The sequence below is a fragment of the Ruegeria sp. CK1 genome, assembly GCF_056536545.1.
Window position 1 is genome coordinate 255582 of sequence record NZ_JBQFPX010000003.1, and the last position, 19401, is coordinate 274982.

A 19401-nucleotide genomic window follows, 5' to 3' on the forward strand; every position below is an offset into this window, starting at 1 on the left:
TCAGTCGCGGATGCACTTGCCTCGATACCGGAGACCTCTGCCGAAATGGACCAAGACGTGTCTGAGGACGTATTGGCAGATTTGGCGAGCAATGCGCCGGACGACGATAATGAAGACGAGTCAACTGATGACATTCTCTCTACACTGCCGGAATTCACGGAACCTGTGCAGGAGGACATATCAGCCGATGTACTTTCCGGGCTTTCCGAAGCTGCGCCAACCGACGCAGGTGACGACACTACCTTGGATGACGCCTTGTCTTCTCTGCCTGCGGTGGAAGAACTGAGCGACGACAACCAAAGCGACGATGTACTGGCAGAGCTGGCGGAGTTGGGTCAGGAAGACGAAAACATCGACAACACCGTCGAAGACGCTTTGTCTTCGATCCCCGAGGTACCGGAGGCGGCAGAAGACGATAATCTGGACGAGCTATTGGCGGATCTGGCTGAGACGGCGTCGGATGGTGCTGACGAAGATGAGACGATCGACGATATTCTCGAAGCACTGCCCGAGGTCGAAGATGCCGATGAAACCGATGAGATTTTGGGCGACTTGGCGGATAGTCTGTCTGAAGAAGTAGCCAATGAAGACGATGATCTGGACGCGCTGTTGGCAGACTTGGATGAACCCGCAAACGAGGATGATGGAGAGGACGATTTAGAGGCTCTGTTGAACGACCTTACTGCCGACGAGACCGGGTCAGAGGATGACCTTGATGATCTGTTGGACGCCGACCCATCCGACAGTGACGACATTGAAGATGTGCTGAGCGACGAGAGCGATCAATCGGACGGTGTTGAAGAGGATTTTGATATTGAATCGTTGTTGGCCGATAGCGAGGACACGAGCCAAGCAGATGACTTAGATGACTTGCTAAGCGAAATTGGCAGCGAAGAAAGCTCTGGCGACCTGGACCTTGATGACTTGCTGAACGACTTGGACGAAGACAACAGCGAAAACGAGACTGAAGAGGCCAAACACGATGGAGAACCGGTTCTAGCCTACGGCACAATAAGCGCCGACCGGCCGGATCCTGAGCGTTTGAAACGCACCCGGTTCCGTCTGGCAATATTCGGTGATTTCTCGGGGCGCTCGGCCAAAGGACAGATCGAGACCGGCGACGCCTTGGCGTCACGCAAGCCGATCCTGTTGGACCCGGACACGGTCGATGATGTGATCAAAGGCTTTGCGACTAAATTGGTTCTGCCTCTCGGCAAGGATGGGGCAGGGATCGAGGTCGATCTGAAGGAGCTGGACGATCTGCACCCCGATGAGCTTTATGAAAAAGTTGAGCTGTTCGATGGCCTCTCAGGCTTGAAAAGTCAGCTTGGCGCCGGCGCAACGGCAGATCACGCCGCCAAACAGCTGATCGCATGGGGCGAGGAATTTGGACAGGCGGTCGTGCCACCGCAAAAAAGTTCTGGCGGCAACACGGTGCGTGCTGACTTGAAGCTGAGCGACTTTCAGAAATTGATCGGCGATACGGGTGGGGCGCTGACCCAAGCCTCACCTGTGGATAATCTGTTGAAGCGCGTCGTTGGTCCGCATATTCGCAAGCTTCCCAGCCCCGATGTGTCCGCTATGCAAACGGCAGTGGACGAAGCATTGAGTGCGGCGATGCGCATGGTGTTGCACCACCCCGAGTTTCAGTCGGTCGAGGCGCAATGGCGCAGTCTTGATCTGATCGCCCGCAGCATTGAAGACGACGATACGTTGGACGTGATCCTGTACGATGTTTCAGCTGAAGAGATTGCGGCCGATTTGGCCGCAGGAGACGATCTGGCCAAGACCGGGCTAGTGCGATTGCTGACGGAAGAGCCGTTGGACGAGGAAAACGGGCGCGGCGGGTATTCCGCGCTGATCGGTCTATATACATTTGAGGAAACGCCGCCCCATGCCGAGTTGCTGGGCCGGATCGGCCGGGTTGCTGCCCACGTAGACGCGCCCTTTATCGCTGCTATCAAACCAACATACCTCGATACCAAGAAAGAGGATCGGCATCCGCTAGTTGTGAAGGCGTGGGATACGCTGCGTGCTATGCCCGAGGCGGGACATGTTGGGTTGGTTTCACCGCGTTTCCTATTAAGGCGACCATACGGAGCAAAATCCGAACCGATCTACGAGTTTGATTTCGAAGAGTTCACCGAGTCTGAAGGGTTGCGCGGCATGCTGTGGGCCAACCCCGCGGTGCTGGTGGCTATCCTGATGGCGAGGTCGTTCAAGCAAAACGGCAAGGCGATGAATCTCGGCTCGGTCATGAGCTTGGGAGGCATGCCCTATCACTATGTGAATGATCGTTATGGCGATCAGGTGGCCTTACCCTGCACAGAGCGCAACATCACCTTGGAAAAGCATGAGCATTCGGTTCAGCGTGGATTCATGCCGGTGCTTTCGGTCAAGGGCAGGGACGAGATCAGATTGGGTTCGTTCAACTCACTTGCCGGGCAGGAAATTCTGGGGCCTTGGTCCAATGCGCCGGTTCCCGAACCCTCGCCAGATGTTCCTCCAGAACCAGATGCAGATGTTGCATCGGTCGATGACGATCTTGATCTTGATTTGGACACCGATGATCTGGCGGACTTGGAGGACGCGGCCCCCGAAGATGTAGATATCGATGACCTCGATCTGGACTTGGAAGAAGACGACTCCAGCGCGCTGGATGATTTTCTGGCGGGGTTCGACGATGACTCGGACGATGATGTCGATGACGAAATTGACCCCGAACTGGCTGCCTTGCTGGATGACCTGTGATGGCGCGCTGAAAGAGATTTGGAAGGAACGGTAAATGGCTGAAAGTCTGCAAAGCAAAGAGTGGCCGCTTCGGATCACTGGGTCATACAGTTATGACGAAGATGAACTTGTTATCCGGCGTGCGATTGTTACCGAAAAGCTGGGCGAACTGAGCGACATTCAGGTCGAGGTGCTTTCGTCCGACAAATCGATCTCGCTGGACAAGCTGCTGGGCAAGATCATGACCATCCACATGGCCGCCGCCGAGGGGGCCGAGCGCAAGTTCACTGGCACGATTGTGCGAGTCGAACGGCTGGCTTTGCGCGATGGCTATGTGCAGTTGCTGGCGGAACTGCGCCCCTGGTTCTGGATGCTGGATCAGACCACCGACAGCCGCATTTTTCAGAATATGACCGCCGTGCAGATCATCGAAAAGATATTCAAGGAATACGCGTTCTCGGACTTCAAGAAGAGCCTCAGTTCGACCTATCAGCAGCGTGAATACTGCGTTCAGTACCGTGAGACCGATTTCGATTTCATTTCCCGTCTGATGCAGGAAGAGGGTATTTATTACTATTTCGACTACTCTAAAGCCGAGGATAAGCTGGAAACACTGGTGCTGTGCGATGACGTTTCGGCGCACAAGCCCATTGAAGGCGAATCGAATGTCGAGTACCGAGCGGGTGACGATTACAAACAGCGCTTGTCCGATTGCGTTTCCGAGTGGGCCAGCGGTCAGGAGATCGTGCCGGGTGTCGTTTCGCTGCGGGATTTTGATTTCAACACGCCCAATGCCAAGCTGGAAGTACGCGCCAATACCAAGACCAAAGCGACGCATAATTTCAAAAGCTATGAGTTGTATGACGCGCCGGGGCATTACTACAAGGAAACCAAGCTGGGCACGACACGTGCGCAGGTGCGGATGGAGGCCGAGGATGCAAGGTTCGACCGCCGCCGGGGTCGAGCCTCGGTTCGCGCGATGGAGGTCGGACGGACCTTCACGTTGAAGGAACATCCCGACAAGGATCAGAACTCTGATTACCTGATCACCGGTGCGACCTACTATCTACAAACCACCGAAGGTTACGGGTTCGAAAAGAACGAAAAAGATCTCGACACCGGGGCGCTGGAATTTCCCGATGACAGCAACGAGATGTTCATGGTTGAGTTTGAGGCACAGCCCAAATCGGTCAAGTATCGTTCGCCCCTGACGACGCAGTGGCCCGAGATTTCCGGGCTGCATACGGCGATTGTCACCGGCAAAAGCGGCGAGGAAATTTGGACCGACAAGCATGGGCGCATCAAGGTCCAGTTTCACTGGGACCGTGAGGGCAAGAAGGATGAGAACACCACCTGCTGGGTGCGTGTCGTGACCCCGTGGTCCGGAAAGAACTGGGGTATGGTCAGCATTCCCCGGATCGGTCAGGAAGTTGTCATTCAGTTTGAAGAAGGCGATCCCGACCGACCGATCTGCACCGGCATGCTCTACAACGCGGATACCATGCCACCCTATGCCCTGCCTGCGAACCAAACCCAGTCGGGGATCAAGACCCGTTCCTCTAAGGGCGGCAGCGCCGAGATGTTCAACGAACTGATGTTCGAGGACAAAAAAGGCGAGGAATTGGTGCGCTTCCAAGCACAGAAAGACCACGAAAAGCTTATTAAGAATAAATCAACTATCACTATCGGTTATGACAAGCTGGACAAGGGTGGCAATGGTGGCGACGGTTGCCTGAGTCAGGTGGTCAAAAAGAACGTGGACGAAACGATCAAAGAAGGTGACCATACTTTAAAGATCGAAAAAGGCAGTCAGACGATCAGCATCAAGACCGACCAGACCGAAACCATCGAGGGCAAGTCCACTCGTACTGTCACCGGCAATGATACCGAGACGATCAAGACCGGCAACATGGTGACCTCGGTCAACAGCGGAAACAAGACGACTACGGTTAAAATGGGCAATATTCAGGTCGACGCTAAAGCTGGTAAAATTACCATGACGGCGTTGCAGTCGATTGAACTGAAAGTCGGAACATCCTCGATCAAGCTTGATCCCACGAGTGTTACGATCAAAAGCACCATGATCAATGTTCAAGCTACGGCCAAACTGGATGCAAAAAGTCCGCTGACTACGGTCAATGGTGATGGCATGCTGACCCTCAAGGGCGGCCTGACCATGATCAACTAGGGGGCTTAGAAATGAGCGAACGATTTGCCAAAATGACGAAGACCCCGCAAGTGCCAGCGGCCAGGATGCTGGCTGATGCCAACGCCCGGCTTGGCACGAAACTGGATTCTCCCACCAGCGCACCGTTGGATGTAGTTTTGGCTGAGCTGGACGAAAAAGGTGCGGTGATTGACATCCTGCGCCTGCTGGGTGTTGCCCTGCCGCCACGAGAACGCGTTTGGTGGTCATGTCTGGCCGCACGCGACTATGTGGGGGAAGCTCCGGACAACAACACACCATCTTTGGCCGCATCCGAGGAATGGGTGTTCCGCCCGACACATGAAAACCGCCAAAAAGCCGGTGAAACCATAGATGTTGCGGAGCCGGACGACGAGACAGTGAACTGTGCCATGGGCGTGCTATACTCGGAAGGGACGCTGGGTACCGGGGATCTTGCGAACATTCCCTCCCCGCCGGGAGCCGCGGAAACCCTGGCGTTTGCAATGAATGTTGTTGCGATGGACCACCACGAAGGTGACTTTGATGCGTACGTACAGTTGCTGATTGATCGCGGCGTCGATATTGCTCGTGGTGGAAATGGTAAAGTGGACCGCAAGGCGGCCGGTATCGAGACAGAGGAGTAAACATGGGATTCCCTCAGGCCCGTGTCACCGACTTGCACACCTGTACGTTGCCTGCGCCTCCGCCGGCACCGCCGCCGCCCGCACCTGTGCCGATGCCTATTATGCCGCCCTGTTGCCCTACCGTTCTGGTTGCGAAGCTGCCCGCTGCCCGATTGACCGATCTGGCAACGCCCGCGTTTCCGCATCCAATCGTCAAAGGCTCTGCCACCGTGTTGATCAGCAAATTGCCGGCTGCGCGGGTAATGGACACCTGTGCCTGTGGTGGTCCGATTATTAAGGGCGAGTTTACCGTTCTGGTTGGAGGATGAAGAAAAACGCATGACGGTCACGCTGAAATTCCAATCCACCGGCATTGTTCCGGGCGACGGGCGCCCGGTGTCGATGCAGGGGGGCTCTTTGACCGTCGGGCGTGGCCCGACCAACGACCTTGTCCTGCCCGATCCCGAGCGGACGTTGAGCAAAAGTCATTTTGTAATCGAGGATCACAACGGCAATGTGGTCATAGTGGATTTGTCAACCAACGGCACCTTCTTGAATTACTCGAAGATTCCGCTGGGCCGGACGCCTACGCCACTTAACAACGGCGACGTACTGACCGCAGGCGGCTATGAGATAGTTGTAGAGATTGGTGCCGATCTGCCCAGCTTTGAAGAAATGATCCCACCGCCCGCACAGCAGAGCGGGGTGTCGCCCGGTCAATCTCAGAACGCGCCTGATCCGCTATCTTTGCTAGATGATTCAGCACCAGGTGGTGATTTTCTCGACGATCTTCTGGGCGGCGATGCAAAGGGTCCAGATCAAATTGCAATACCTGATCCAATGGATGAGCTGCTTCCCCCGCTTGATGATGACGATCCGTTTTTTGCCGAGCCGAAAGACGTGCATCAGGATATGGGCGCCAGCGACCCAATGCATAGTCCTTCGGCGTCAGACGCATTCTCGGCCCCTCAGACAGGAGGGGGCACAAATCTTATTCCGGACGATTGGGACGATGATCTTTTGTCACCTTCGTCCGGATCGGCAACTGACCCATTTGCCGCGCCCGAGCCTTCGAAACCGGCACCCGCTCCTCCACCGCCTGTGAAACCGATCCCAGGTGGGCAAGCCGGTGCACTGCCACCGGAGACATCTCAGCCAGAGCCCGAGTTGGAACCACCGGTGCCCGATACGCCGGCACCTGCGGGTAAGCCTACCACTTCGATCCCGGAAACAAGCGGAGATCACGCTGCAGCGCATGCTTTGCTGGAGGCGCTGGAAGTGGATGATTTGCGTATCGATGATACGGATTTACCGGCGACGATGGGCCGAATGGGTCGCGTATTGCGCGTGATGATCACTGGCTTGCGTGAAATTCTGATGACTCGGACCTCGATCAAATCCGAGTTCCGCATCGAGCAAACGATGATCAATGCGGGCGGGAACAACCCGCTTAAGTTTTCAATCAGTCCAGAACAAGCCATCGAAGCTTTGGTCAAGCCCCGGGTCAAAGGTTACCTGGCTGCAGAAGAAGCGACCGAACAAGCACTGAACGACATAAAGGCTCACGAAGTAGCAATGGTTACCGGAATGGAGGCTGCGCTGAAAGGCGTACTCGCGCGGCTGGACCCTGAGGTGCTAGCAGGAAAAATTGAGGGTTCCGGCAAACTAGGGTCACTTTTCAAGGGTAAGAAGGCCCAGTATTGGGAAGTATATGAGAAGATGTATGCGGATATCTCGGATCAGGCAGAGAATGACTTTCACGATCTCTTTAGCCGAGAATTTGCGCGCGCTTACAAAGAACAGCTGGAAAAGCTGAAATAACGCCTGCTAAGGCGGCAAGAACAAGGGAGGGCAGCCATTGTCCTGGGACAGCAAAGTGCTTTGGACCGAAGGGTTGTTTCTGCAACCTCATCACTTCCAACAGGCTGATCGTTATACCGAGGCTCTGGTGGCAGGGTTGGCGCGACGTGTTACGCCCTATGCGTGGGGCGTCAACGCAATGGAGATCGACGATGAGGTTTTAAAAGTCGGGCAATTTGCATTGAAGTCATGCTCGGGGCTGACACCTGACGGGCAAGTTTTTCGTATGCCGCAGGCTGAAGATCATCCACCCGCATTGGAAGTGCCCGAGACTATCAAAGATTGCGTTGTTTACCTGACTGTACCGCAGCGGCGGCAGGGGTCGTCCGAAGTAGACCTGAGCGGCGCTGAACAATCGGTCAGTCGTCTGCGTCCGGCGGAACAGGAAATTACCGATGTGATGAGCCAGCAAAAAAAGCCGGTCACACTTGGCGTTGGTAAGCTGCGGTTGCAATTCGCGCTTGCGGTGGACGACCTGGCCGACAAGCTGGCCATACCAATTGCTAAGATCATCGAAGTGCGCCCGGACAAAGAGATTATCCTGGACCGTGGCTTTGTTCCTTCCGTGCTGGACGTGCGCGCTGCGCCGGCCCTGTCGGGTTTCATGAACGAGCTTGAAGGCATGCTGTCGCACAGAATGCAGGCGCTGGCCGGGCGGTTATCCGAAGGCGGTCCCGCCAAAGGGGCGGCTGAAATCTCTGACTTCCTTTTGCTGATGGTGATCAACCGAAACTTGCCGCTGGTGCGTCATTTCGCGAATATCGAAAATGTGCACCCGGAACATGCTTACCGCGTCTGTGTGGCTTTGGCTGGTGAATTGGCAACTTTCATGAGTGCCGAGAAAGAAGCAGTGCAGTTTCCCGCATATCAACATGACAATCTGACTGAAAGCTTTGCCCCTGTCATCCGCACATTGCGACAGTATCTCAGCTCAGTGTTGGAGCAAACTGCGGTGTCAATCCCGCTGGAACCGCGCAAGTACGGGATCAGCGTCGGTGTCATCGCCGATCGCAAGCTAATCGGAAGTGCTGGATTTGTATTGGCGGTCAACGCAGATATACCGGCCGAAGACGTTCGGAGACACTTCGCGGGTCAGGCCAAGACAGGGCCGGTCGAGGAAATCCGCCAGCTTGTGAACTCGGCCTTGCCCGGGATAACACTGCGCCCGCTGCCCGTGGCGCCGCGGCAGATCCCTTATCATTCGGGCGTAGTCTACTTTGAGCTGGATGCGGCGAGTCCTTACTGGAATAAAATGACAACCTCCGGTGGCATCGCAGTGCATGTTTCGGGCCAGTATCCAGGTCTTGAGATGGAGTTGTGGGCAATCCGCAACCAGTAAATGTGAAGGCGGTCACTGGCTGCGCTGAAACACTTTGATAGGCATTCCAAATGGGTCACATTGTGAATGGGATGCCGTGTAGGAACAGGTCAAACAATGTCCGATAAAGATCCTTTTGCCGAACCGGACGATACCGACAAAACGGTAATCCGACCCAATCCGGGTGGTCGGCGTCAGGCTGGCAGTGCGCCACAGCAACCTGCTTCACCGCAGCAACCGGCTGGGTACCCGGATCCGATGCAGCAACCGCTGTCCCCAACACAACCCGCTGCCCCGGCATCGGGTGGGGCAGGGTACGGTGTGCCGCCTGCACAAGCACCAAGATCGCAGCCGTCCTCAGGGGACGAGGTTGCGGTAACCGGTATGAACCGTCTGAACGCATGCGCTGCGCCGCTGTTTTCGCTGATCAGCCGCATTCGCAACCGGGCTCAGCATATGGATCCGGACAAACTGCGCCAAAGCGTTGTGGCCGAGGTGCGGAGCTTTGAGAACGCCGCCCTTCAAGCCGGTATTCCGGCGCAGACTGTCAAAGTAGCGCGATATGCACTTTGCGCGACGTTGGATGATGTTGTGCTGAACACGCCTTGGGGCGGGCAGTCTAGTTGGGCGACGCAGTCGCTTGTGGGTACATTTCACCGCGAAACCGTGGGCGGAGACCGCTTCTATGACCTGCTCGCTCGTCTGGAGCAGGACCCGGCCAACAATATCGAGTTGCTGGAATTCGTTTACATGTGTTTGTCTTTGGGCTTTGAAGGACGCCTGCGTGTTGAGCAGGGCGGCCCGGACAAGCATCTTCAGATTCGACAAGGTCTTGCACGTATTATCCGGGCTCAGCGTGGTCCCGTAGAGCATGATTTATCGCCTCATTGGCCGGGTGTGGACAAACCCTATCGCGCGCTGAGTATGTGGAAACCGGTGTGGATTGCGCTTGGCGTCACGGCCCTGCTGCTAATGATCGAGTTTGGTGGGTTGTCCTATGTTCTATCGAATAAAACCGAGAATCTTGTGGGACAAATGTCGGTCATAGATGCCGGCCCGGTGACCGAGCTGCAGCGCCGTGCACCTCCACCGCCGCCGCCACCTCCGCAGCCTCAGGTCGAGAAGGTCGTCGCTTTCCTACAGCCCGAGATTGACGAGGGGTTGGTCGAGGTGTTCGAGAAGGGCAATACCTTGATCATTCGGATCAAAGGGTCTGGCATGTTCGGGTCTGGATCGGACCACCTGCAGGACAAGTTCCAAGAACCCGTACGCCGCGTTGCAGTTGCGCTAAATGAAGAACCCGGTGCCGTCATAGTGGCCGGTCATTCCGATAATGTACCGATCCGATCCTCACGTTTCCCATCGAACCTCGCGTTGTCACTGGCGCGGGCAAAATCAGTGATGAAGCAGATGTCGGGCGAAATGTCGAACCCTGACCGCCTGAGCGCCGAAGGCCGCGCAGACAGCGAACCCATAGCCGACAATGCGACCCGCGAGGGCCGGGCAACTAACCGCCGGATCGAAGTCCTGCTGGTACAGGAGGAGAACTGATGCGGTTCCTCAAATATGTCTTTCTGTCGATCTACACTGTGCTGTTCTTTACCGCCACCGCTCTGTCGTTGTGCCTGTACTTTTTTGGACCGCTAATAGGCTCGGATGAGTGGCGTCCGCTGGATGGTGTCGGTGCGCGGCTGATCTGGTGTGGGGTCATTTACGCGATCTTCCTGATCATCGCACTGATCATTTTCTTCGTCCGTCGCCATCGTGACAAGAAGCTGACTGAAGAGATCACCGAGTCCGTCAGCGATGGCGGTGACATGATCGACAGCGAGATCACCGAGCTGCGTGGCAAGTTGAAAACCGCGATGGCGGCATTGCGCAAATCCAAGAACGGGCGGCGGCATCTGAATGAGTTGCCTTGGTACGTGATGATCGGCCCGCCGGGCGCGGGAAAAACTACGGCGATCGTGAATTCGGGATTGAATTTCCCATTGGCCGATGAATTGGGCAAAACCGCAATTGGCGGTGTTGGTGGGACGAGAAATTGCGATTGGTGGTTCACTGAAAACGCAGTTCTGATCGACACAGCCGGTCGTTACACGACACAGGAAAGCGACGCGCAGGTCGACAACGCGGCCTGGCTCGGGTTTCTGAACCTGCTCAAGAAATACCGTAAACGGCAGCCGATCAACGGTGCAATGATCGCGATTTCTCTGTCTGATCTGTCCCTGCAGGACGAGGTGACCCAGAAGGAACACGCCAAAGCCGTTCGGCGTCGACTGGAAGAGCTGCGTGAAAAGCTGGGTGTTCGGTTCCCTGTCTACATCTTGTTCACCAAGGCCGACCTGATCGCTGGCTTCGCGGAATTTTACGACAATCTGGGCAAGGAAGATCGCGAACAGGTTTGGGGCTTTACCCTGCCTCTGGACAAGTCCAAGTCCGAGCAATCTCCGGTTGCTGCATTTGACGACGAATTTGCACAGCTTCTAGGCAGTTTGAACGCACAATCGCTTGAGAGGATGCAGACCGAAACCGATCCGCAGCGGCGTGCATTGATTGCCGGGTTCCCGATGCAGGTGGCATCGGTGCGCAAAGTTGCGCATGAGTTCCTGACCGAGGTGTTTCAGGACAGCCGTTATCAGCACCGCCATATGCTGCGTGGCGTTTATTTCACTTCCGGTACGCAGGAAGGTACGCCCATTGATCGCCTGATGCTGGGTATGGCGCGGACTTTTGGCATCGGGCGTCAGGCCATCGGATCAGGGCAGGGCTCAGGCCGATCCTATTTCCTGACCCGCCTGTTCGATCAAGTGATCTTCCGCGAGGCCGGTTTGGTAAGTGCCGACGACAAAGTTGAGCGCCGCTACAAGATCACCAAATGGGTTTCGGTCGCAGCAACCATTGTGGCGGCGGTCACCGTTGGCGCGCTGCTGGTTCGCAGTTTCATGGGCAATTCCGACCTGATCGCCGAGGCGCAGGAGGGGGTCTCGGCCTATCAGGCAGCTGCCGCGACGTTACCACCCAGCCCGGTCGGCGATACCGATCTGGTACCGGTGGTTCAGGCGCTGAACACGCTGCGTGATCTGCCTGCCAACCCAACGCTCAGCGACCCAGATCCTGAGGCGCGCCTGACCTATGGCCTGTATCAGGGGGACGTGATCGGCACGCAAGCCGCGCAAACTTATCGCGCCGCGCTTAACCAACGCTTTTTGCCGCGCCTGCTTCTGCGTCTGGAAGAGCAAATGAGCGCGAACATAAACAACCCCGACGTGCTGTATGAGGCGTTGAAGGTTTATCTGATGTTGGGTTTGCAAGGGCCGATGAATCAGGACCTGGTCAAGGAATGGATGAATATCGATTGGTCGGTCTCGTTCCCCGGTCCGTCGCGTGAGGAATTCCGCGCCGATCTAAACGATCATCTGGACGCTATGCTGAGCCAGCCAATGCAAGAGGTCGCCCTAAACGGACCAATGGTGGATCAAATTCAAGGCATCCTGTCTGAATTGCCGCTGGCGCAGCGGGTTTATAACGGCATCATTTCCAGCCCGGCAGCTACTGCGCTGCCCGATTGGCGGATCACAGACGTGGGCGGCCCTGCTGTGGGCCGCGTGCTGGTGCGGTCTTCGGGCAAGCCTCTGAACGACGGCATCGAGGGTATTTTCACTTATAAAGGGTTCAATGACGTCTTTCTGGGTGAGGCCGTTGGTGTAGCCAAACGGGTGCAGAAGGAAAGCTGGGTGCTGGGTCCGCGCGGTGAGGCTGAGCAGACCGAACAAGCGCTAGCCGCACTCAGCCGTGACGTGCTGGACCTGTATTATAACGACTATATCGCCCGCTATGACGCAATGTTGGGCGATATCGACATCGTTCCGATGGAAAGCCTAAGTCACGCGGTTGAGGTCACGAATGTCCTGTCCGGACCGACATCACCCATCGTGAATATCCTGAACTCGATTTCGGATGAGACCACCCTGACCGAAAACCGTTCTATTCTGGCTGGAAATGACGCCTTGAACGAAGGGCTTTCGGACGCGGCCAGTATCGAATTGCAATCGGCAACGTCGGTTCAGACGCAGATTCTGTTGGAGGCGCTGGCGAAATCCAGTGGCGCTGGATCTGCAGAACCAGTGCAGGCACCGGGGCAATACGTTGAAGACCGATTTGATTGGCTGCATCAGCTTGTCGATCAACAGGAAGGTCAACCTTCGCAATTGGATCTCCTGATCGGTTCGCTGACCGGAGTGTATCAGGAGCTGAACAAGATGTCGTTCAGCGGTGTGTCGGGTGGTCAGACTGGGCAGGCGTTACAACAGTTTCAACAGGACGCAGCGCGCATTCCGGGCCCGATGGAACGTTGGGCAGTACAGATCATTGATGGCTCGTCCGGCATCACGTCGGATAGTACACGTTCATCGATCAATGCACGCTGGCAAGCGAACGTTCTTCCATTCTGTGAACAGGTGATCACTGATCGGTATCCGTTTAACCGCCGCTCAGGTGCGGATGTGGCGATGGGGGATTTCGGAAAGCTGTTCGGGCCGCAGGGGCTGATCGACACCTTTTTCAATGAAAACTTGGCCAAACACGTCGATATGCGTACCCGACCGTGGTCGTGGAAATCTGGGGTGAATGAGGCTGATCTGGGCATCAGCCAGGCGGTTCTGACTCAGTTCCAAAATGCCGCCGAGATCAAAGAGGCGTTCTTTGCGGCCGGTCCGCAGCCGCAGATTCAGTTCCAGATTATGCCCGAGGCGCTTGATCCAAAGGCCAAGGGTGTAAAACTGGAAATCGATGGCCAGTCGCTAGAATTCCGCCACCGGGGCGGGCTGCCATCTCCGCTGGCAGTCACATGGCCTGGTTCCGTCGGTTTGGCCCGGGTCAGTTTCGAGCCGGAAAAGCGCAACATCGAAAGTGTATTGTCCAAAGACGGACCTTGGGCTTGGTTCCGCTTGCTGGACGCGGCCGAAGTGCGGCGCACAAACGTCTCGGACCGAAAAAAGGTCATCTTCAACGTTGGTGGTCGTATCGCGATTTTCCAGCTGCAATCAGGATCGGTTATAAACCCCTTTGCCCTACCGGCGCTGCAAAAATTCAGCTGCCCAAAGTCGTTCTGATGCTGAAGGCCGGATTTGGTGCCTTTGGCAAGATGCCTTCGGTCGGGGATTTCTTCCGGATCGGTGTGCAGCCAGCCTTTGTGCAGCCTTGGGATACTTGGATTCAGCACTGCATGCTTGAAACGTCACAGGCGCTTGGGCAGGCGTGGGATGCGCATTACATGTCAGCTCCGATCTGGCGGTTTTGTCTGTCACCTGGCTTGGCTGGACCGCAAAAGATGTTGGGTGTTCTGATGCCATCGGTGGATCGTGTTGGGCGGAAATTTCCTCTGACGCTAGCGGCTCCGCTATCCAATGAAGGGTCTGCTATCCTTGCTCATTTCCGAGCCTCGGAAGTGTTTTGCCAACTTGAAAATCTGGCGCTGGCCGCGCTGGAGGATGACATGACCAAAGACAGGCTGAACGCTGAGCTTGCTGACCTGGCCGTGCCGACGCAGCAACCCACAGCGCCGGTCAGGTCATATGGAAACACAGTGGTGATGACGCGGGGCGACGTTTCGGACAGCGTTTTACCCGACCTTGCGGCGGGCTTGCTGTCGCAAAGATATCGCACTCCAAGTATTTGGAGCATGGAAATCGGCGGCGTACCCCGGATGATAGTCTGCGAAGGTTTACCGGATGGAGCAAACATGCAAAGTTTGTTCAACCTGCATGCTGCTCTGTGGACCGAGGCAACACCAATATGAATTCAAGTCGCCGCGTCCGATACAGCGCCCGCAGCCATGTTGGCCTGAAGCGTAAAGTCAATGAAGATGCGGTTCTGGCCTTGCCCGACGAAAGCCTGTGGATGGTTGCTGACGGGATGGGCGGGCATGAAGCCGGAGATTACGCCAGCCGGCTTGTCGCAGATATGGTCGCAGCTATGCCTGCTGGGTTGCCACCCTCAGACCGCTTAACCGCATTGAGAGACGTGCTTAAGAAGGCGCACGCCCTGATCCGACATGAGGCTGAACTGCGCGGTGGTGGCACTATCGGAACTACAGTGGCGTGCATGATGCTGGCGAATGGTCATTTTGTCGGTCTTTGGGCGGGTGACAGCCGAATCTATTTGTTGCGAGACGGCAAAATTCAGATGTTGACTACGGATCACTCCTTTGTTGCCGAACTTGTTCTTGCTGGCCAAATGACTTGGGATGAGGCTGAACAGCACCCGCAATCCAACGCCATCTCGCGCGCTGTTGGGGTTGGTGAAGAACTGGATTTGGATAAAATCCGCGGTGAAGTGCAACCCGGAGACAGATTCCTGATCTGTTCGGATGGTCTGAGCAAATACGCTACTTTTGCTATGCTTGAGAAATCCCTGTCCGAAATGCCGATCGAGACCGTTGCCGATCAACTTGTGAAGATCGCGTTAGACGGTGGAGGCGCGGACAATATCTCGGTGATCGTCGTGGATGTTCTGTGACTTAAGTCCAAGCTGGCAATGGCGGCAGCGGTGGCGGTGGCGGTAACTGCATGCTTGAAAGACTGTCTTTTATTGGCCCTATTTCGAATGCACATGGATTGCAGGGGCCGACAGGTAGGCCGGCTAGCGATGAGGCCATTTTTGCCAAGGCTTGAAGTGTCGGCAGGACCGGAACGGGGGGTGCCTGAACACTCATGGATGTTGCCAGATTGACAGCGCTGTTTTGGGCAAGCTGAGCGCCCTGCGTCACGTCGTCGATTTTCGGCAGGGCATCGAGTTGCATCTGCAATGCTTGCGCCTCAAGCGGTATGGGGATGTTCAACTGCGCAACATAACTGAGCATCGCGTTGATCCGCGCAATGCCCGCTGGTGTCAGGGCGTCGGGGCCGAATGCTTCGTTGATGGCTGCCATGTCCTGTAACTGGTCCATTAATGCGTTCAGGTCATCCATGGACACTGGCAGGTTCGGGTCCGGAATAGTGGACAAGACACCCAACTGACTGAAAAGCGCATTCATAAGTTTTGGGTCCGACATTGCCGGAAGTCCTAGCGTCTGGGGTGCCGCCGCCGCTGGTGCGATTAGCGCCAATTGCCGCGCCAGATCGACCGTGGGCAACGGCAGAGCAAATGGAGGAAGTGAAATCCGTGGTAGGTTAGCGGCAAAATTCAAAGCCGTCGAACAGGTGCCTCGTGACGTGGCCTCACCAGCCTGCATTTGGCTTTCGAAAGAATAATCCAGCCCGGATAGCGCCATCGGACAAATGCCCTGAGCCCTAAGCGCCAAGGTCATTTTCGCCGCCAAGGTCAGGTTTTGCATTTGCGGGCCGGGTATTTGCGGCATCGCTTGCGCCTGTGGCAATACCGTTTTTGCAAGGCTCAAAACGGCTTGCTGAATTTCAGCAATCAAACCGCGCGGGTCGGACAGCGGAAAGCCGGTCGCGGCCAACTTCATCATCAGCGATATCGCACCTCCTCCGCCCGTTGGCAGAACCGGCGGAAGAGCGATGTTCGGAGCATTTGCAGCCAAAGCAGCCTGCATGTAAATGTCTGGCGTCATTGCGGGCAGCATCGCTGCCAGCTTCATATCGGCGCGCGCTTGCGCGTTTGCCGTACCCTGCAAACCCAGCAGGGTAGACAGCTTCATCATCTGGGGCGGAACCGCCTGAACCGACAGTTTGGCGCTCGGCTTTACGGCGGTCAGTGGCGTAAGATCCACGTTGCAAAAACAGGCCATGTGTTCCGCTTGCTCCGCTACTGTTCCAGAGTCGTCAGGATACGGCTGTCCAAAGACATGATCTGCGTTTCGACATTTCGATCTTGTTCCCGCAAAGCTTCGGCATATCCGGCAGCCGATTCAGTTGTCGGGCGCAGCGTATCGAAGAGTTGGTTGTCCGTGTGCAGTACAACGACCTTGCTCTTGCCGAGAGTGCTGTCATCGACCTGAAAGGCAATGCCGCCGTTTTCCTGACTTTCCGGTATCGAATACGCCACGCGAACCGAAACGGGACCAGTCTCACCATCCCTCAATACGGCAATGTTGTTTTCCGTACGCGTTACATTCGGCAGTAGGTGGAATACGTTCCCCGAGACATCCAAAACTGAAACCGACAGGTAGCCATCCTGAACATCCGAGGGCAAGTCCACATCTATCACCGGGTTCTGCCCCACAATGAAATCACCTGTCGGGTTCGGCGCGTTGTCCTGTTCACCATTGAAGAATGCGATCGAAATATCGCTGGACGGCGCGGCGGGCAAAAAGTTCTCGATCAGACACAGGGTCGGGTTCAGCACGGAAACCTGCTCTACGTCCACGGGTCGCTCGGCCGCCAATGCTCCGATCGCCGTTTGAAGCCCTATTAAACTATCCTGAGATGCCAGCGTGCCTTTGACGCGTATTGGGGTTTCTGGCCCGTATCCTGTGACCGGCGCGTCTATCAGGGTCAGCGCGCCGCAATCTGCCAACCCGGAAAGGATTGGTCGTATTTCCGAAGCGGGTAGGAAAAGAGGTTCAAGCTCAATCTCTGCCGAACCCTGCAGGCCGGTCGGCAAACCTGCGGAGTACAATTGTTCTAATTCTGCGTGCAGAGTTTCGTTGGTCGTCTGGCCGGTCAGTTTGGCCTCATTGCCGTTCACGACAAAGCGCCATTCGTCCAAACTTACCGCTGACCCGATCACGTCTGTAACGGCACTGCCCCACGTTTCAGATATGTCGCCGGAGGCAAGAGTGAGATCAACCTCACCCCCCTGTGCTGCGATCTCACTTGTTATGGTATCGCGAGTGCTCTCGGACGGGACAAAGCCTGCCGCGCGCGCGGGTAATCCCTCACGCTTGTCAGCGACCAAGGTATAGGGTGCAACTACAGGATATTGCGGACCCAGAAACCCGTCAAAAGAACCGCTGACATAACCGCCGACCCCTAGCCCTGCAGCAGCAAGAACGCCAATTGTGGCAACTAACCCCCCGCGTGACTTTTTGGGTTCTTTTGCTGCCGCTGGAGTTGGTGTGCTCTCTTTCGCGACCGAAGCTGGTTCTGGCACCGCCACGTCAGGTTTCGGTGTCTTACTTTTGGGCATGATCACCGTCGCATCATCGTCGGTGTCATGCGTTTGTTGAACCGCGGGTTCAGATCTGGCGGAAGCCAACGCACGTAGAACATCGCCGGCTGACTGGTACCGGTCATCGGGATTGGGCGCAGTCATCTTATCGATGATCGACCTTAGCGGTTGCGGTACACCGTCGGTGTCCAACGGGTGTTTCTTGTTTTCAACAACCTCCAGAAGGTTCCGACCCGCATCCGCCTTTGCACCGCGGAAGTTGGCCAGAAGCAACGCGCCCAAAGAATAAATATCGGTGCGCCGGTCCGTCTTTCCAGACAATTGCTCGGGCGCTGCGTAGGCATATTTGCCCGCAAACTCACCGCCCACAATGGTCTCTGCGCCCGGATTTGTGTCTTTGGCAATGCCGAAATCAATGATTACAGCCTGCGCCGGGTCACCATCACGCAAAATGATGTTGTCCGGGCTTAGGTCCCGGTGGACGATGTTACGGGCGTGGGCGGCCTCAAGCCCTTCGCAGACCCTTTTGCAAACCGTCAGGATGTCTGCAGCAGACATCGGGCCCTGACTGAGTTTCTGGTCAAGACCTGGCCCATCGACATAGTCCATCACCAGATAAACATGACCATCAGCGGTGCGGTTGTTTTCGGAATACCGCACGACTGCATCATGGCGAATGTCACGAATTTCCTCTTCGCGCGTTAGAAGAACAAGATAGTCTTCGTTGCTGGAAAATTCGGCCTTTAGCACTTTCAGAGCTGCAAGCCGCCCCGATATCTCGGAGCGCGCTCGATAAACGTCAGATGTACCGCCCCGTCCAAGGATTGCCTCGATCCGATACGTATTGTTCACAAGATCGCCAGGCTGAAACAAGTCGCCTGCACGGGATTCAGTCATGCTGCCCTCGAATTTTTGAATTTAGCCGATTATAGATCAGCCGAGGGCTTGGAATTCAACACGACGGTTTTCATCCGCACGCGGATTTTCTTTGTTTAGTGGCTCAGCCTCACCAACACCCAGCACTTCGAGGCGTTCTTCGGCAATACCACAATCGCTTGTCAGAAAACGCTTCACCTCTTTTGCTCGTAGCAAAGAAAGGTTTTGGTTGTAATCGGCAGAACCGGCGCTGTCCGTGTGCCCGATGATTTGGAAAACATTAACGTCAACCGATTTCATTGCGTCGCACAGCGAGGCTAGCTTTGGTTTTTGATCGTCGCGCAGCGCTGCCGAGGCGAAATCAAACCGAACCTGGATGTTTACCTGATCCTCTGCCGCTACAGGCTGATACTCTGTCGGGGCGGCCGCGACAGTCGTCTCGACCTCGGCCTCGTTTGTCGCTTCGGTGTTTGTCGAAGGTACAATGACCAACCCGCGAGTCTTCTGCTTGTTGAACGCATCGGTGATTTCATCGGCAGTCAATTCGTTGGTCTGCGCCGTTGACACATGTGCCGAGCACAGTATCGCCAAAGCGGTGGCGCCGATGAATTTCAAAGATGAGTATTCGGACATAAATCTGATCCTTCCCTGTTTGAGCGCGAGATTACCTGTGCACCGCATAAGCGACAATGAAGAAAGTCACACTTGTGAACTACAAATTTAAGGCAATTGCGTGACAACACGGCTGGCCG

Annotated in this window: 13 protein-coding genes; 10 read left to right on the forward strand and 3 right to left on the reverse strand. The window is 55.8% G+C overall.

What is annotated here, in order from left to right; genetic code table 11:
• The first annotated feature begins 45 nt into the window (after positions 1–45).
• The 10 genes from ACR0L3_RS10400 (at position 46) to ACR0L3_RS10445 (ending at position 15217) form a co-directional block, all read left to right on the forward strand.
• Positions 46–2751, forward strand: a complete 2706-nt coding sequence (locus ACR0L3_RS10400) for a type VI secretion system contractile sheath domain-containing protein (protein WP_480745773.1) — start codon at positions 46–48, stop codon at positions 2749–2751.
• Positions 2752–2785: 34 nt separating this feature from the next.
• The gene (locus ACR0L3_RS10405) at positions 2786–4918 is read left to right on the forward strand and encodes a type VI secretion system Vgr family protein (RefSeq protein ID WP_480745645.1); all 2133 of its coding nucleotides are present in this window, start codon (positions 2786–2788) and stop codon (positions 4916–4918) included.
• A gap of 11 nt (positions 4919–4929) precedes the next feature.
• Positions 4930–5541: a DUF6931 family protein gene (locus ACR0L3_RS10410; RefSeq protein WP_480745646.1), complete on the forward strand. Its 612-nt coding sequence runs from the start codon at positions 4930–4932 to the stop codon at positions 5539–5541.
• A 2-nt stretch (positions 5542–5543) separates the two neighbouring features.
• Positions 5544–5849: a PAAR domain-containing protein gene (locus tag ACR0L3_RS10415; RefSeq protein WP_170590860.1), complete on the forward strand. Its 306-nt coding sequence runs from the start codon at positions 5544–5546 to the stop codon at positions 5847–5849.
• Between the two features lie 10 nt (positions 5850–5859).
• Positions 5860–7341 carry a type VI secretion system-associated FHA domain protein TagH gene (gene tagH, locus ACR0L3_RS10420; protein WP_480745647.1) on the forward strand — a complete coding sequence of 494 codons (1482 nt, stop codon included), beginning with the start codon at positions 5860–5862 and terminating at the stop codon, positions 7339–7341.
• Between the two features lie 37 nt (positions 7342–7378).
• Positions 7379–8719 carry a type VI secretion system baseplate subunit TssK gene (gene tssK / locus ACR0L3_RS10425; protein ID WP_480745648.1) on the forward strand — a complete coding sequence of 447 codons (1341 nt, stop codon included), beginning with the start codon at positions 7379–7381 and terminating at the stop codon, positions 8717–8719.
• A 96-nt stretch (positions 8720–8815) separates the two neighbouring features.
• Positions 8816–10249: a type IVB secretion system protein IcmH/DotU gene (gene icmH / locus ACR0L3_RS10430; RefSeq protein WP_480745649.1), complete on the forward strand. Its 1434-nt coding sequence runs from the start codon at positions 8816–8818 to the stop codon at positions 10247–10249.
• On the forward strand, positions 10249–13812 hold the full coding sequence (gene tssM / locus ACR0L3_RS10435) for a type VI secretion system membrane subunit TssM (RefSeq protein WP_480745650.1): 3564 nt from the start codon (positions 10249–10251) through the stop codon (positions 13810–13812). The genes icmH and tssM overlap by 1 nt, the downstream gene beginning before the upstream one ends.
• A complete protein-coding gene (gene tagF, locus ACR0L3_RS10440) occupies positions 13812–14498 on the forward strand; it encodes a type VI secretion system-associated protein TagF (protein WP_480745651.1) in 687 nt (228 codons plus the stop codon). Before tssM ends, tagF begins: the two co-directional genes overlap by 1 nt.
• Entirely contained in the window at positions 14495–15217 is a 723-nt protein-coding gene (locus tag ACR0L3_RS10445; RefSeq protein ID WP_480745652.1) for a PP2C family protein-serine/threonine phosphatase, read from the forward strand. Before tagF ends, ACR0L3_RS10445 begins: the two co-directional genes overlap by 4 nt.
• A gap of 1 nt (position 15218) precedes the next feature.
• On the opposite strand, the gene ACR0L3_RS10450 is transcribed toward ACR0L3_RS10445, so the two are convergent.
• Genes ACR0L3_RS10450 through ACR0L3_RS10460 form a run of 3 tightly spaced genes read right to left on the reverse strand, consistent with a single transcriptional unit; the run spans position 15219 to position 19282 of the window.
• The gene (locus ACR0L3_RS10450) at positions 15219–16451 is read right to left on the reverse strand and encodes a hypothetical protein (RefSeq protein WP_480745653.1); all 1233 of its coding nucleotides are present in this window, start codon (positions 16449–16451) and stop codon (positions 15219–15221) included.
• A 17-nt stretch (positions 16452–16468) separates the two neighbouring features.
• Positions 16469–18670 (reverse strand): protein kinase domain-containing protein, encoded by a 2202-nt coding sequence (locus ACR0L3_RS10455; protein WP_480745654.1) that lies wholly within the window; start codon positions 18668–18670, stop codon positions 16469–16471.
• Positions 18671–18706: 36 nt separating this feature from the next.
• Positions 18707–19282: an OmpA family protein gene (locus tag ACR0L3_RS10460; RefSeq protein ID WP_480745655.1), complete on the reverse strand. Its 576-nt coding sequence runs from the start codon at positions 19280–19282 to the stop codon at positions 18707–18709.
• Positions 19283–19401 lie beyond the last annotated feature (119 nt).

Bases quoted from the DNA above. Each gene is read 5' to 3' on its own strand.
- ACR0L3_RS10415 (WP_170590860.1), top strand. From the start codon at position 5,544: ATGGGATTCCCTCAGGCCCGTGTCACCGACTTGCACACCTGTACGTTG.
- ACR0L3_RS10460 (WP_480745655.1), bottom strand. From the start codon at position 19,282: ATGTCCGAATACTCATCTTTGAAATTCATCGGCGCCACCGCTTTGGCG.
- tagH (WP_480745647.1), top strand. From the start codon at position 5,860: ATGACGGTCACGCTGAAATTCCAATCCACCGGCATTGTTCCGGGCGAC.
- tssM (WP_480745650.1), top strand. From the start codon at position 10,249: ATGCGGTTCCTCAAATATGTCTTTCTGTCGATCTACACTGTGCTGTTC.
- ACR0L3_RS10405 (WP_480745645.1), top strand. From the start codon at position 2,786: ATGGCTGAAAGTCTGCAAAGCAAAGAGTGGCCGCTTCGGATCACTGGG.
- tagF (WP_480745651.1), top strand. From the start codon at position 13,812: ATGCTGAAGGCCGGATTTGGTGCCTTTGGCAAGATGCCTTCGGTCGGG.
- ACR0L3_RS10445 (WP_480745652.1), top strand. From the start codon at position 14,495: ATGAATTCAAGTCGCCGCGTCCGATACAGCGCCCGCAGCCATGTTGGC.
- ACR0L3_RS10410 (WP_480745646.1), top strand. From the start codon at position 4,930: ATGAGCGAACGATTTGCCAAAATGACGAAGACCCCGCAAGTGCCAGCG.
- icmH (WP_480745649.1), top strand. From the start codon at position 8,816: ATGTCCGATAAAGATCCTTTTGCCGAACCGGACGATACCGACAAAACG.
- ACR0L3_RS10400 (WP_480745773.1), top strand. From the start codon at position 46: ATGGACCAAGACGTGTCTGAGGACGTATTGGCAGATTTGGCGAGCAAT.
- ACR0L3_RS10455 (WP_480745654.1), bottom strand. From the start codon at position 18,670: ATGACTGAATCCCGTGCAGGCGACTTGTTTCAGCCTGGCGATCTTGTG.
- ACR0L3_RS10450 (WP_480745653.1), bottom strand. From the start codon at position 16,451: ATGGCCTGTTTTTGCAACGTGGATCTTACGCCACTGACCGCCGTAAAG.